The sequence below is a fragment of the Providencia sp. PROV004 genome (genome assembly GCF_011045615.1).
Taxonomy (GTDB): Bacteria; Pseudomonadota; Gammaproteobacteria; order Enterobacterales; family Enterobacteriaceae; genus Providencia; species Providencia rettgeri.
Genome location: NZ_CP042859.1, coordinates 496,946 through 510,470, shown reverse-complemented (window position 1 = coordinate 510,470; position 13,525 = coordinate 496,946). Strand labels below are relative to the sequence as shown.

Here is a 13,525-nt window from a genome sequence, read left to right as displayed (position 1 = left end):
AGGGCTGAATGATTCATTCAGCCCTTTTTTTATCTGAGAAACTGAAGTTTTACAGATAGACAGGCACTAATATTTCTGTCGCAATCACGACCACAACCAATCCAACTAATACTGGAATGGACGTTCTTTTCACCACTTCGAACGGAGAGATTTTAGCCATACCAGACACGGCCACGACAACCCCTGATACAGGCGATAAAGTCCGACCTAAGTTAGAGGCTTGCAGCATTGGGATCACTAAGTAAGCCGGATTGACCCCCATTTGTTTTGCTAAGTGAGGAATTAGCTCAACGAATGCATAGAATGGTGCATTACCCGACCCCGTTGTCATCGCGGCTAACATCGTGATCACCACCAGTGCGATCATCATCACTATAGCGCCTGAACCGAATGATTGAGCAAGGTCAATTAGCCCTTTAATAAAGCCAATGGTGCTTAAACCTTGTGCAAACACCCCTGCTGCCACTAATAACATCACGACCGTTGCAAATGCTTCTGCCATGCCTTTATAACAAACTTCTAAGCCACTATAGACGTGTTTAGCGCTGAAACTGCGAATAAATTCAATGACTGCTGCCAAAATAATACAGCCAACAATAATAGTAACAATATGCAATTCAGGCGCCCATTTGCCATCAAACACTAAAACACCAATAATCGGTGTGAAAGGTAAAATAGCGTAGAAAGCAGGTGCATGAGTTTTAATTTCATTAACATCTAACATTTCAGTTGTGACATTTTCTTTTCTGTCGAGATAACGCTGCCAGAAAAAGTGGGCGATTGACATGGCCACAATTGCCGCGATAGAAATCGGTAAAGTTGTTTTAAATGCAAAGTCGATTAATGGCATTTCGGCTGCTTTTGCCGCTAAGATAACATCACCAGACGTTGGCGCTAAAATAATTGCCGCTGGTGACGCACAGATTGCCGCAGCTGCACCACGACTGATCCCGACATTCACCATGACAGGGAATAGCGTCGCCATCAGTAATACCCCAAGGCCAGTTGCAGAGGAAACGGCTAGCGACATCAAACATGCCACAATATAAGCAGCAACCATCAACAAATAAGGTGAATTGATCATTTTTAATGGTTTAGATGCGATTTTCACTACGACATCATTCGCCCCAATATGAGTCATATAAGATGCAAACCCACATAGCACCATGATCATCATCCCAAGGTCGCCACCACGGCTCATTAATAGGAATTTTATGTATTCCAAAATATCTGTTACACGCCACCCCGTCGTCGGAACAGAACCTGGTAAAATACTTTTTCCCATAATAGCGGTAATGATCAGAAGTAAAATACCCCCGGTCATTAACACTCCCGTTGCGGAATATCCTTTTATGATATAACGCCCAACTCCAATGGCGACAATAACGCCGATTAAGAGCTCAATCATTTATTTCTCCTGCCTGTCTTATTTTGTAATTATAAAAAAATTACTCTGCCTAATTATTAAGCAAAATTCACTGACAATGATCATGTCAGCAGATGATTTTTAATATAGAAATGCGTTAAAACACAAGAGAAATAAATAAAAAATCTATTTTAGCTACCCATTTACAGCTGATAGCCCCAAATATTAATAAAGAATAGGAAAATCAGCTTTGTTTAGCTATGCAATGTTTTTCACATTAAAGAGGAAAATTGATTAACTAAATAACTCATAAATCATATCACCAAAAAAACCGCGATATTGCAGATAACGAATTTGCTTACTTTTTTCTTTAAAATCTTTAGGAATACTATCCCCAAACTTCTTACTGCGCACCCATGCAGCCTTTTCAAACCAATCTATATCTAAAGTAGCAAAATGCTTTTCCACAATCGTTTCAGGAAAACCTTTCTGCCGCATTTCTTGTTTTATCCGCAATGGGCCGTATCCCTTGCGCAGATAACCTTGCATTAATAGCCCTGCAACACGGTCATCATCAAGAAAATGTTGCTCACTTAACCGCTCAAGCACCAATTCAATTAAAGGCTCGTCAATAATGCCTTCATTTTTTTCATACATACGCCGTTTCATACGGGCAAATAGCTCAGCTTTACCGTAATCACGGCGGGAAAGCATAAATAAGGCATATTGGTAAAGCTCGGATTCATTCATGGCGTTAAACTTTCATCATTAAATTGGGCGCATTGCGCGCCCAGTCTAACATAAACCTTTGTACTCTACGTTGCATGTAGGCGACAAGCGAAGACAGACCGATGAGCATACATAAGTATTTGATTCGGCTGGCTAAGTGCAGTCAACACCCATGCAGCTTGAAGTATGACGAGTTAGTGAACTTGAGTACCACTTAGCAGTTTATATATCGTATCCGGAGTATAGCTGCCGTCTTGGAAATAAATTGTCCAGTCCGTAATATCATCACGTGTTAATGGATAAACTTCCCCTTCTTGCATATTTTGCACATAAAAAGGATGGTTTATTAAGCGCCCTTCAAATTGGTCACCATGCCAAGAAACAGGTTCAAACCACATATGTTCATGACCATCGAAATCTTCTTCCGCATCATGGTAGCCAATACCGCATTTCACTAAAAAGCGCCATTCAGAATCTTCAGCTTCCTCGTTTTTACCAAGGAATTTGGCAAAAAAGCCTTTCTTCTGAGCGACCTGTTTTGGCCCATAGTTATCTAACATATGGGTGAAATATTCCCAACGCAATTTAGCTTTACGCGACATATCTGCTGTTTCTTCATCGGTGCGCATAAACATCATGGCGTTTTGATCTTCAAAACCTTCAAAGAAACTTTCTAATACTGGGTTTTCTTGTGTCACACGGAACAGCATAGCGGATGGGTGTTGATGAGATTCATCTCTATCATGCCAATCCCCCATAAAACGCTCTGATGATGTATCTCCAAACTCGAAGTTCATCTCTTCTAGTGGTTTTAAGTCATCAATTGGGGTTGATTTCCCTACATGCAGCAGCCCTTCTTCAAACGGTACTGCAACTAAATACTCATAGCCCGTTTGGGTTTGTCCAATAAAAATGGGCTCATTAAACACGATTTTCCCGTGAGTAATGCTGTTATTCACGAAGCTCCAAAACAGTTCGGGAATACCATAATAAGAAGCAATCGGGTGCGGTATAATAATTTCCGCTTCCGACAAACCACAACGTGCCAAACCGTGCGTGTGGAACCAATACATAGTCGGAGCACGCTCTTCTTCCGGCTTGTCTTCGTTATCTTCTTGGTCATAAATAGCATGAACAACATACAAAGAATCAATGCTTGGCATCAAATCATCAATGAGTTGGAAATTAAGCCACTCACGAGTAAACACTTTCCCTGCGGCAGAAATATCCAAGCCCAGTAATAGATCGGGCACCAAGATTTGAATAACCTTTAGCTGCTGCAGATAATTGACTAATGGTTGCCCTTGAAATAAGCACTCAACAATTACCGCTTGAGGGGCTGCACTTGCTTCTGCATACAACTCAGGGCTGATTGGGTCAGTGGCAAAATAAGGGTTGATGGTATATTCAGGGTCGCTATCCACTAAAGCGATATAAAAACGTAATTCTTCTTCATCTTTTTTACAGCTAAAGAAAAAACCGCCATCCTCTGGAATGTAATCTATCTCACCCTCGGTGAAATAAGTTTGTTCTTCTAAACGCTGCTCAAGTAATAAAGACGTCAGCTCAGAACCAGGAATAGCAACCATCATTGATGCTTCTTTCTCGCCCTCACCTGCTGCGGTATCAAGGTAGTGTTGTTTATTATTCATTTTCAGACCTATTAATAAGTGACTGTGGCGAGGATATCAGCTTATATTCATTAAGAATATTGTGATTATTCTTAACAAACTGAGATTGTGATTTGATCCTTCGTATTGCAACTAAGTTAACAAATAATCATTATTCGACAATCAGTTATTCTACTTTTCATACGGTATTGACTGAGGCACAATAATGCTCTTTCTTTAATTTGCTTTATATTGATGAAGCAAAAAGTTCTATTTCAATAAAGGTAATTCAAATATGGCTGATTTAACCAAAGCACAAAAAGAATATGTCGATGATCTCGCAATGCAACGCGTTTTCGATATGAATAGCGATGAAGTGTTGGTCAACGCCTTAGAAGAAAAAATTCACCAAATGGAAGACCATTTGAAAGCCTATTTTCATGAGCGTGTTAAGTTTCATCAGCAAACTAAAAAATAGCCTTTTGCCTGCTCCGTGCCGGTATTGTTTATTATATCGGCACCTGCCCTATCCCTTTCATACAACCATTTTAAATGAATAATAAACGCGCATTTATTTAGCTCAATTTACCAACAAAAAAGCATTAAGCGCCATCTAAAAATGAATTTCTAATGATAGAATTCTAATCATCACTGTACGACTAATAACAATTTATCTATTACACTCCTTTATTGTCCAAATATTGAGCCTATTTTATGAAACGCATTCAATTCAGTACTGCACTGATCCTTTCTTCTATTATGAGCATGTCTGTGAGCTTTGCCGATAGCGATCGTCCATTATTTTCAGTCTCTGTAAGTGAATCTGGAGTACCACAAAATAATAGCGAAGGCGGCATTACTCGTTCTTCTACCACAGAGTCACGAGTACTGCCGATTTGGGGCGATGAGGCCCGCGCTCGAGGGTATGATTTACCGGAACCTTTTGGAGCAAGCTATGGTTATATGAATATGCGCCAAGATATTGTTGTTGATAAAATTGGTTTTATCACACCTGAAAGTCCTGAGTTTTCAGATGCATTACATATTGAAGCTGGGCATACACGTCAAAAAAGTGAAACTCATACCTTAAAATTAGATTCTTGGGTTTTTCCATTTTTAAATATCTATGGGCTTTATGGCCATACAAAAGGTAAGTCTCATACTACGTTAAAAGGTGGGAATATTGATTTTGGTGGTGGATTCGTTATGCCATTAGACCCTATTTTAAAAGGTCAACCTTTTGATTTAGATTTCAAAGGTAAAACATATGGTGCTGGTTTTACCTTAGCTGGGGGCTATAACGACTTTTTCACAACGTTAGATTTAAACTATACAAAAACTGACCTTGATATTCTTGATGGTGATATCAAGGCGCTAATCATTTCCCCTCGAATTGGTTATACATTTACTTTCGACCCTTTAATTGATGGGCAAGGTAATACCAAAGTTCAAGTTTGGACTGGGGCAATGTATCAAGATATTACTCAACGTTTTAAAGGTGATATCAGTAAACTCAATTTACCTGGCAAATTTCAAGATATCATAAATTCAATGGATGAGCCGGGGATGAAATTTGATGTAAAACAACACCTTGCTCATAAATGGAATAATACTGTCGGTGCTCGTGTCGAGTTTACGCGTAATTTTAATGTACTCACTGAATTCGGTTTTAATAACCGTAATACCTTCTTTGTATCTGGAGAATTCCGTTTTTAATGTGGCATTCGGCAATTATTCAAAGGCTGGTCTTGCTCAGCCTTTTTATTATTTTTCCTGCTAAAGCTGATTTTCTTCCTGACCGCCAGCAAATCGATGGCTGGCTAAACGATCTCGGTGGGGAAAATAGCTTTGATGAAAGTAAAACTGTAGATTGGGGCATATTACCAGGGCCATTTTATACCCCCGAAATGGGCATTGGTATTGGCACCGCACTGGTTGGTTTATATCGAATAGATAAAGAAGATAAACAAACCCAGCCATCTTCTATTGGCTTAAGCGGTTTTGCGTCGTCGACCGGCGCATTTGGCTTAAATTTTACCAATTATAATTTTATTGATAACGACCAGTGGCGGTTATTTGTTTCCGGCACCATTAACAATATTCCCACTTATTATTGGGGTAAGGGATATTCTGCAGGGAAAAACGATCACAATAAAGAAAAGTACCATTCTCAAGAGTTCCAAATAACTCCAAGAGCCTTATACCAACTGACTGATTCTACTTATGTAGGGCTCGGTTGGAACTTCTCATCAATCAATGCCAGCGATCCTGATGATGGTGCGAAACAGTATTTCTCCAAGTCAATTGGGGGCCGTTCGGTGTTAAATTCAGGCATCAGTGCATATTACAGCTATGACACACGAGATTTTCTACCCAATGCCTATCATGGGCAAACTTTTGAGGCTGTTTATACTTATTTTACACCTAACCTTGGTAGCGATACACGCTTCCAAACCACCCAATTACAATATGCCTATTACCATACCTTAGCCGAAGAGACTGTTATTGCATTCGACAATTATGCAAGGTTTTCAAGCGGAAATGTACCGTGGAACCAGCTATCATTACTCGGTAATGGCAACCGTATGCGCGGGTATTACGAAGGCCGTTATCGTGATAACAATATATTCACCAGCCAAATAGAACTCCGCCATAAACTCGATTGGCGCCATGGCGTTGTTGGTTGGTTAGGCACAGGAACCATGAGCGATACTGCGTCCGAATTAGGTCAAGGGCATTGGTTGCCCACCGTAGGTGTTGGCTACCGTTTTGAATTTAAACCAAGAATGAATGTTCGCTTGGATTTAGGTGTCGGCCGCAACAGTACCGGGGTGTATTTTCAGGTTGGGGAGGCATTTTAATGTTCAAATGGGTTCTGGCAATGGGGATTGCGCTTTTATTAGCCGCCTGCCAAAGTCATGACAAACTGGAATTGCCTGCCATTGAGCCTGTAATTACCCCCTATACTTTTGAAGCGGCCTCACAAGCTTGGCCTGTGGTTGCTTCCTTAGCTCCTCCACAAGGTTTGCGCGCTTGCTGCGCTTTTGGCTACAACTTGCAAGCTGAACTGTGGGGATTACCTGTCCCGTTTTACACTATCGATAATATCGTTGAAGCAGATAGCCTCGGTGAACATCATTATAATGACAGCTTTTTAGGTGCCTCTGCTGCATTAATGGGGCTCAGTAATGAAAAAATAGGCTTACTCTATACAGATAAAAGCGGGTTTATTGATATTTCCCATGTCAGAGATACTGCAGATTATACTTTTTACTTATTTAGCCAAATTTACCCACGCCTTGGTCAACAATGGTCGCTGTCACTTAGTGAAGAGTTAGCGGATAGACAAATTCATTTCAGTGCATTTGAACCACCACAATCTGCCAAACAACGTTATACCCTAAGCGCCTACTTAGCCGCAAAATTGGCTTTCCAGCTCGCGGTATGGCATGAAATTGCCCAGTGGTATGGTTATCAATCTGTACCAGGATTTTCCGAAGGGATTTCCGCATTTTCCCCTGAAGACCTGTACTCAAATTTACTTGGTTCCCGTCTTGCCTTAACTTTGATACTACAAGGCCGAGCAGACTCTTTAGCCACTTATTCTCAATCAATGGAAAATATTCTTCCACTGGCACTTCACCAGCTCGGTAGCAAAGATAGAAAAACCACGCGAAAAATATTTGATAGCGTTGATGGTTTATGGTGGAACAGTTACCGTAGAGTTCCGGAGAAATTTCTTGTTTTAATAAGAGATTACCAAACAAGTGACCAACGTTACCCTCTGATGCCTCCACAAATTATGCCGTCTGAAGGCTTATTTTTAACGTTGCCTGATCGCTATCTCAAATATGATTTGTCATTGCTCGCACAACTGCGTTTGCTCCCTACTGATGATATGAAACTGCTCCCCAAACCAACTTCTTATTGGACGGTGTCAGATTTTCAACAGCTAGCGGACGATGCGAAACAACAAGATTTACTGCAACAAATTTTAAAACCTTAAAAGACCTATTTATGATATCCATATTAATCACTCAATAAATCTTTGCCCTGACATTACCGTACTTAAAATTTAAGCTAAATATCACTTTTTACTCATTTACAGATAATAATTTTATTTCACTTTTGTCACCTCGATAGGCTTTAATAAAACGATGGAGATCTCATTTTGGTTAAAAAACAGCCTATCAACTGCTTGTTTTTCAGACAAAATAACCCTGTAATAACTACATGAACTGTATGTTTTTTACTCAAATTTAACTTAAGTTAAGCTCAGTCACCACAAAAATGAACAGTTTAATTTATTATTCTTCATATGAAAATATACCAATAGAAACTTTATACCAATTAAAATCAGTAAATTCATAATAATATAAAAAAGTCTACAAAATAATACAGAAATTTCCCTAATGTCACCCGGATAAATGTAGCTCGTAAAAAATTAATCTGCTAATATTCGCTCGAATTTTGTTCAGAGATACTTAGGAGAAGCAAATGCCCTCTCGAACGATGAGGACAAACGCCGTCTTCGCTTTCTTATTTTTACTTTTATTTTCGAGCCTGAGTATGGGCTCCACCAGTACCAGCACAATGCTCAATAAAGAGTATACTAATAAAACTGTGCAACAGAATGTAAGTCAGGCTAAAACCTCACTCCCTGATTTACGTAAATACCCTTCTGGTACACCTCGAAAGAAAGCATTTTTGAAAACGGTTGTCCCTGTTATAGAAAAAGTGAATAAGCAGATCATGGCTGAACGTACTTGGTTGTTATCAGTACGGGCTAACAAGAAGTGGAGCGCCCAAGAATTGCGCCGTCTTGAGCAAATCTGTAATAGTTATGGTATGAAGTGTAGTAACCCAAAACGTTTAAATTGGGACAAACTATTGAGTCGTGTCGACATCATGCCAACGCACTTAGTTGCAACACAAGCAGCAACAGAGTCTGGCTGGGGGACTTCACAACTTGCTCTGCAAAACGGTAATTTATTTGGTATGCGCTGCGGTAGCGGCTGCCAAACTAAGAAAGGTAAAGTCAAAGGCTATTCTTCCTATACTTCTGTAGAAGATACTGTGACTGCTTATATGAAGAACATGAATACCCATAATGCTTATGAGTCACTGCGTACTTCACGAGCAAAGCAACGCCTATCAAAAGATGAGCTAGATACTAAAAAGCTAATCAATGATATGAAAGGGTACTCAGAGTTAGGTTCAACCTATAACCGCTATTTACAAGAGATGTACGCGAGTAATGAAGAATTGATTACACAAGCTCAACAAAGAGCAGCCACTCGCATTTAATTTTGTATCACCAGGTACAAGACATAAAAAAAATCCACTTCGTTAAGTGGATTTTTTTATTGTTTTTTAGATTGACTCTATTGCTCTAAATAGTTCGAATGGTGGCGAGGTGGCAAGAGAGGCTCCCTACAGCCAATTAAATGCATTACTTGTTTTTTTGATGGTTTTTATTCGTTATTTTAGATTGACTCTATTGCTCTAAATAGTTCGAATGGTGGCGAGGCGGCAAGAGAGGGCCCCTACTACCAATCAAATGCATTACTTGTTTTTTGATGGTTTTTATTCATTATTTTAGATTGGCGCTATTGCTCTAAATAGTTCGAATGGTGGCGAGGCGGCAAGAGAGGCTCCCTACAGCCAATTAAATGCATTACTTGTTTTTTTGATGGTTTTTATTCGTTATTTTAGATTGACTCTATTGCTCTAAATAGTTCGAATGGTGGCGAGGCGGCAAGAGAGGGCCCCTACTACCAATCAAATGCATTACTTGTTTTTTGATGATTTTTATTCATTATTTTAGATTGGCGCTATTGCTCTAAATAGTTCGAGTGGTGGCGAGGCGGCAAGAGAGGCTATCCCTAGGAGCATACATAAGTATGTGACTAGGGTAGCTGAACGTAGCCAACAAAGTCACCGCTCGAAATATGACGAGCAATATTCTGATTGCATAGAAAAAGAGATCAAATATCATATACCCTCACCTTCTAACAAAATAATTAACATCTTTGAGTCTAATATGAATTTCTTCTCTTTTGAGTTTCTTGGCTCTTTCTTAATTTTTTTTCTTATTTATTGGGGTTGTCAGCCCAGTGCAAAACTACAGAATGGCTTATTAATCACTGCTAGCTATTTTTTTGTTTATTCATTTAGCCCTGACTTTGCTTATATTTTATTTAGCTACACACTGATCATTTATTTGCTTACCAATGTGGCAACTAATTGGCTCTCTAGTCGATGGATATACGGTATTCTTACCGCCGTCATTATTGTTTTCTTTACCACCTTTAAATATTACTCATTCTTTCAAGAGACTATCCAACAAACACTCGACAAATTTGGTTTTAGTGTTGGTCTTCCTATATTGGAAATACTCGCACCTCTTGGCCTCTCCTTTTATGTATTCCACTCGGTAAGCTATACGGTATCGGTTTGTCGCAAAGAAATTCCCAAAGCCGATTTCTTTGACGTGACACTATACCTTGCATTTTTTCCCAGCATCGTTGCGGGGCCAATCAATCGTGCGAAGAACTTTCTTCCTCAAATACAAGCTGAAAGCCGTGAGGTTTTAGATCCTCGAAAAGCCATATTGCTTATATCATTAGCACTGGTGAAATTGTTTTTATTTAGCTCTTACTTATCTGAAAATTTTGTAAACCCTGTCTTTGATGCCCCTGTGGGTTACAGTGCGGGAGAGATTCTAATAGCAACCTATGCGTATGCTTGGAATATTTACTTTAACTTCTCTGGTTATACCAATCTGGTGACAGGCATCGCGTTATTATTAGGGTTTAGAGTTCCTGTTAACTTTAATGCGCCTTATTTAGCTGCAAATTTAAAAGAGTTTTGGGCTCGCTGGCATATCAGCTTATCAACCTTTATTCGCGACTACATTTATATTCCCCTTGGCGGTAACCGCAAAGGTTTTAGTCGTATGAATACTAATGTATTCCTTGCTATGGTCATTTCAGGGTTATGGCACGGTGCTGCAATGACATTTGTGGTATGGGGAGCCATTCATGGATTAGGGATTGTATTGCTCAATCTTAAGAATTTATGCATGGAAAAATTAGGATGGACTCAAGTGATCCCTAATAAAACATTATCAGTTTGGGTGTCGCGCATTATTACTTTCCATTTTGTCTGCTTTGCGTGGATTTTCTTCCGTAGTGCCTCATTTGATGATGCACTGCTAATAGTAAATCAAATCACTGCACCTGGTTTTATCGCTTCTATTAATGCAAGCTTGGGGCTATTAGTCGCATTTTGGCTACTACTGATTACCTACCCTTATTTTGTACAAGCCTACCATTATGTAGCGAAAAAATACCAAACTATTCCTTGGTATTATTACCCTATTCCGCTCGCGATTATTCTAACCATTATGTTTATGCTTTCTCCTTCAGGTATGCCGGGGTTTATTTATGCTAACTTCTGAGTTTAAAAATACCCTCATCAAGGTTGGGCAGATTTTATTTATTGTCCTCGTTGCCGGCCTATTATTAATTTGGTTGAATCAAAGCTCACTAGAACGATTTTGGCAGCAGAAATATCACCAAGATACCCCATGGGCAAAAATGGCGGGGAATCCTATCTGGGATTATGGAGCTTATTTACATGATGGTGCACTTGAAGCGGGAAGCCTATTTACTTACTACGCATCAGGGCAAAAAGCACAAGAAGACAAGCAAGCGGCAAAAATCGCATTGGCTAATAAAGACAAAACACTCAGTTTTCCCACCGAGTTTCAAGTTGGCCTTCATTTTGTGAATGGCTATATTTATCCAGCTGAAAGCTTATCGATTACCTTCCCTGAACGCCTGAAACGACCACAAGCTAGGGAGAAAAACCCCAAAATTAACTTTGGTGGTTTTACTATCAAAAAAGATCAGCCAATCGTGCCAAAACATGTAGCCAATATTGAAAAAGGCCAACAAGTCCTGTTTGCGGGGGACTCCATGATGCAAGGTGTTGCTCCACATGTTAAAAACATGCTCTTGAAAAAATATAATATTGATAGCATTAATCTAAGCAAACAAAGTACAGGATTAGCATATCCACGCTTTTTCAATTGGCCACAAACCATTGCCAAGGCATTGAATGATAACCCGAACATTAAGGTTCTCGTCGTTTTTTTAGGACCTAATGACCCTTGGGATATGCCACCACAAACGGGTTATAAATACGTCAAATTTAAAAGTGAAGATTGGGAAAAAGTGTACCGTGAACGGATTAGTGATATAATATCGACCGCTCGCCAGCACAATGTTGATGTTATTTGGGTTGGCCCCCCTAATATGCGTAAAAATACGCTCTCCGATGGTATGAAATTCTTGAGTAGCCTCTACCAATCTGAAGTTGAGGATAACGGCGAAATTTACTTTTCTGTTAATGATGTCTTTAAATATAAAGGCGATACCTATTCTGACTATATCGGTGATGCAAGCAGTACAATTAAATTGCGAAGTGGTGACGGGATCCATTTCAGCGGAAAAGGCCAACAATTGATTGCTGAAAAAGTATTCTCACTCATTCATTTCGAAGAAGAGGAAGAAAAGGAACCTCATGAAACTGAACAAACTGTGTCAAGCTAAGTCCAAAATATTGGCGGGTAGCGTGATTGCGCTTTTATCGCTGGGCTTATTGTCTTGCCAGAACACATCAGACAAAACACGTACGACTAGCCTACCCAAAGGCCAGTCTGCGGTTGCACAAGGGCAGTTGATCAATAACGCAGAGCCTAATTTGCCACTGCTGGCGAAAAAGCTACGCCAAGGCAGCCAACAAGTGCACATCGTCCAAATTGGTGATTCACACACCGCTGCTGACTTTTTCAGTGGCAATTTGAGAACCTTGTTCCAGCAACGCTATGGGGATGCGGGCCCAGGCTTCATTCCACCTATTTCAGTACCGGGACAACGTACCGCAACCATTAACCGTATGAGTGAAAAGAAAGAGTGGTCTCTGGCTTCAAGCCGTAAAGATGAGCGCTTTGACTACCCACTTGGTGGGCTAATTGCCGAACCACAAGCTGCCAACAGCAAAGTGGTGCTTAAGCCTTTACAGCCGGCGCTAGGGGCTTACCAGCTACAAACTCTCTATCAAAGCGCAGGAGATTCACAAATGCGTGTCGCTCCAGCTGTTTCCCCCAGCGTTGCATTACCCGCCACGGGGAACCAGTGGGTCTTTTCATCCCCTGTAAATACCCAACTTCCTGCTCAGGTTACTGTTAATAAAGGTAATGGGTTAAAAATCGGTGGGTGGTTAGTGCGTTCGCAAAAACCAGGGGTGATGCTTTCAGCGCTTGGGCTCAATGGTGCAACATTGAGTATGGCTGATAAATGGCAGCCACAGTGGAGCGAAACTTTAGCGCAAATGTCGCCTGATATGGTGATTCTAGCTTATGGAACCAATGAAGCGTTTAATGATACGTTAGATTTAGCCGCTTATGAGCAAAATTTACGTGCCAAAATCCGCTTAATTCGCCAACAAATGCCCAACAGCGTTATTTTACTTATCGGCCCGAATGATTCACTTAAATTTAATAATGCAGCGAGTTGCCAAGCACAAATGCCAGTAAATTTAACGAGTGTGATTCAAATTCAAAAGACGGTTGCTGCTCAGGAAAATACGTTATTTTGGGACTGGCAAGCCTTTATGGGTGGCCCTTGTTCAATTCGCACATGGGCAGCGCAAGATTTAGCCCGCCCAGATAATGTTCACCTTTCTGTTGAAGGGTACAAAAAGAGTGCTCAAGGTTTATATAGTCAGTTAAGCCAAATATTGAATTAATTAC

Annotated in this window: 11 protein-coding genes; 8 read left to right on the top strand and 3 right to left on the bottom strand. The window is 40.2% G+C overall.

Features of this window, described 5'->3' with window-relative positions:
* Positions 1–49 precede the first annotated feature (49 nt).
* From dcuC to FVA69_RS02185, 3 genes are all read right to left on the bottom strand, one after another.
* Positions 50–1,408 carry an anaerobic C4-dicarboxylate transporter DcuC gene (dcuC, locus tag FVA69_RS02195; RefSeq protein WP_004915139.1) on the bottom strand — a complete coding sequence of 453 codons (1,359 nt, stop codon included), beginning with the start codon at positions 1,406–1,408 and terminating at the stop codon, positions 50–52.
* Positions 1,409–1,660: 252 nt separating this feature from the next.
* On the bottom strand, positions 1,661–2,116 hold the full coding sequence (locus FVA69_RS02190; RefSeq protein WP_164528333.1) for a regulatory protein RecX: 456 nt from the start codon (positions 2,114–2,116) through the stop codon (positions 1,661–1,663).
* A 173-nt stretch (positions 2,117–2,289) separates the two neighbouring features.
* Positions 2,290–3,747 (bottom strand): DUF4026 domain-containing protein, encoded by a 1,458-nt coding sequence (locus tag FVA69_RS02185; protein ID WP_117163013.1) that lies wholly within the window; start codon positions 3,745–3,747, stop codon positions 2,290–2,292.
* Between the two features lie 253 nt (positions 3,748–4,000).
* On the opposite strand from FVA69_RS02185, the gene FVA69_RS02180 reads away from it, so the two are divergent.
* The 8 genes from FVA69_RS02180 to FVA69_RS02145 all read left to right on the top strand — a co-directional run bounded on the left by FVA69_RS02180 (position 4,001) and on the right by FVA69_RS02145 (position 13,521).
* On the top strand, positions 4,001–4,183 hold the full coding sequence (locus FVA69_RS02180) for a hypothetical protein (protein WP_004915146.1): 183 nt from the start codon (positions 4,001–4,003) through the stop codon (positions 4,181–4,183).
* 236 nt (positions 4,184–4,419) lie between these two features.
* On the top strand, positions 4,420–5,421 hold the full coding sequence (locus FVA69_RS02175) for a hypothetical protein (protein ID WP_164528332.1): 1,002 nt from the start codon (positions 4,420–4,422) through the stop codon (positions 5,419–5,421).
* Positions 5,421–6,566: a BamA/TamA family outer membrane protein gene (locus tag FVA69_RS02170; RefSeq protein ID WP_164528331.1), complete on the top strand. Its 1,146-nt coding sequence runs from the start codon at positions 5,421–5,423 to the stop codon at positions 6,564–6,566. Before FVA69_RS02175 ends, FVA69_RS02170 begins: the two co-directional genes overlap by 1 nt.
* The gene (locus tag FVA69_RS02165; protein WP_164528330.1) at positions 6,566–7,711 is read left to right on the top strand and encodes a DUF4056 domain-containing protein; all 1,146 of its coding nucleotides are present in this window, start codon (positions 6,566–6,568) and stop codon (positions 7,709–7,711) included. The genes FVA69_RS02170 and FVA69_RS02165 overlap by 1 nt, the downstream gene beginning before the upstream one ends.
* Before the next feature lie 491 nt (positions 7,712–8,202).
* The gene (locus tag FVA69_RS02160) at positions 8,203–9,012 is read left to right on the top strand and encodes a protein bax (RefSeq protein WP_109912620.1); all 810 of its coding nucleotides are present in this window, start codon (positions 8,203–8,205) and stop codon (positions 9,010–9,012) included.
* 736 nt (positions 9,013–9,748) lie between these two features.
* Complete coding sequence (locus FVA69_RS02155) at positions 9,749–11,167, top strand: MBOAT family O-acyltransferase (RefSeq protein WP_123382758.1); 1,419 nt, start codon at positions 9,749–9,751, stop codon at positions 11,165–11,167.
* Complete coding sequence (locus FVA69_RS02150; protein WP_164528329.1) at positions 11,154–12,323, top strand: SGNH/GDSL hydrolase family protein; 1,170 nt, start codon at positions 11,154–11,156, stop codon at positions 12,321–12,323. The genes FVA69_RS02155 and FVA69_RS02150 overlap by 14 nt, the downstream gene beginning before the upstream one ends.
* Positions 12,295–13,521, top strand: a complete 1,227-nt coding sequence (locus FVA69_RS02145) for an SGNH/GDSL hydrolase family protein (protein ID WP_115166486.1) — start codon at positions 12,295–12,297, stop codon at positions 13,519–13,521. The genes FVA69_RS02150 and FVA69_RS02145 overlap by 29 nt, the downstream gene beginning before the upstream one ends.
* The last annotated feature ends 4 nt before the right edge of the window (positions 13,522–13,525 follow it).

What these genes read in the sequence shown, in the direction of transcription:
- FVA69_RS02155 (WP_123382758.1), top strand. Translation starts at nt 9,749, where the DNA reads ATGAATTTCTTCTCTTTTGAGTTTCTTGGCTCTTTCTTAATTTTTTTT.
- FVA69_RS02180 (WP_004915146.1), top strand. Translation starts at nt 4,001, where the DNA reads ATGGCTGATTTAACCAAAGCACAAAAAGAATATGTCGATGATCTCGCA.
- dcuC (WP_004915139.1), bottom strand. Translation starts at nt 1,408, where the DNA reads ATGATTGAGCTCTTAATCGGCGTTATTGTCGCCATTGGAGTTGGGCGT.
- FVA69_RS02185 (WP_117163013.1), bottom strand. Translation starts at nt 3,747, where the DNA reads ATGAATAATAAACAACACTACCTTGATACCGCAGCAGGTGAGGGCGAG.
- FVA69_RS02150 (WP_164528329.1), top strand. Translation starts at nt 11,154, where the DNA reads ATGCTAACTTCTGAGTTTAAAAATACCCTCATCAAGGTTGGGCAGATT.
- FVA69_RS02175 (WP_164528332.1), top strand. Translation starts at nt 4,420, where the DNA reads ATGAAACGCATTCAATTCAGTACTGCACTGATCCTTTCTTCTATTATG.
- FVA69_RS02165 (WP_164528330.1), top strand. Translation starts at nt 6,566, where the DNA reads ATGTTCAAATGGGTTCTGGCAATGGGGATTGCGCTTTTATTAGCCGCC.
- FVA69_RS02145 (WP_115166486.1), top strand. Translation starts at nt 12,295, where the DNA reads ATGAAACTGAACAAACTGTGTCAAGCTAAGTCCAAAATATTGGCGGGT.
- FVA69_RS02190 (WP_164528333.1), bottom strand. Translation starts at nt 2,116, where the DNA reads ATGAATGAATCCGAGCTTTACCAATATGCCTTATTTATGCTTTCCCGC.
- FVA69_RS02170 (WP_164528331.1), top strand. Translation starts at nt 5,421, where the DNA reads ATGTGGCATTCGGCAATTATTCAAAGGCTGGTCTTGCTCAGCCTTTTT.
- FVA69_RS02160 (WP_109912620.1), top strand. Translation starts at nt 8,203, where the DNA reads ATGCCCTCTCGAACGATGAGGACAAACGCCGTCTTCGCTTTCTTATTT.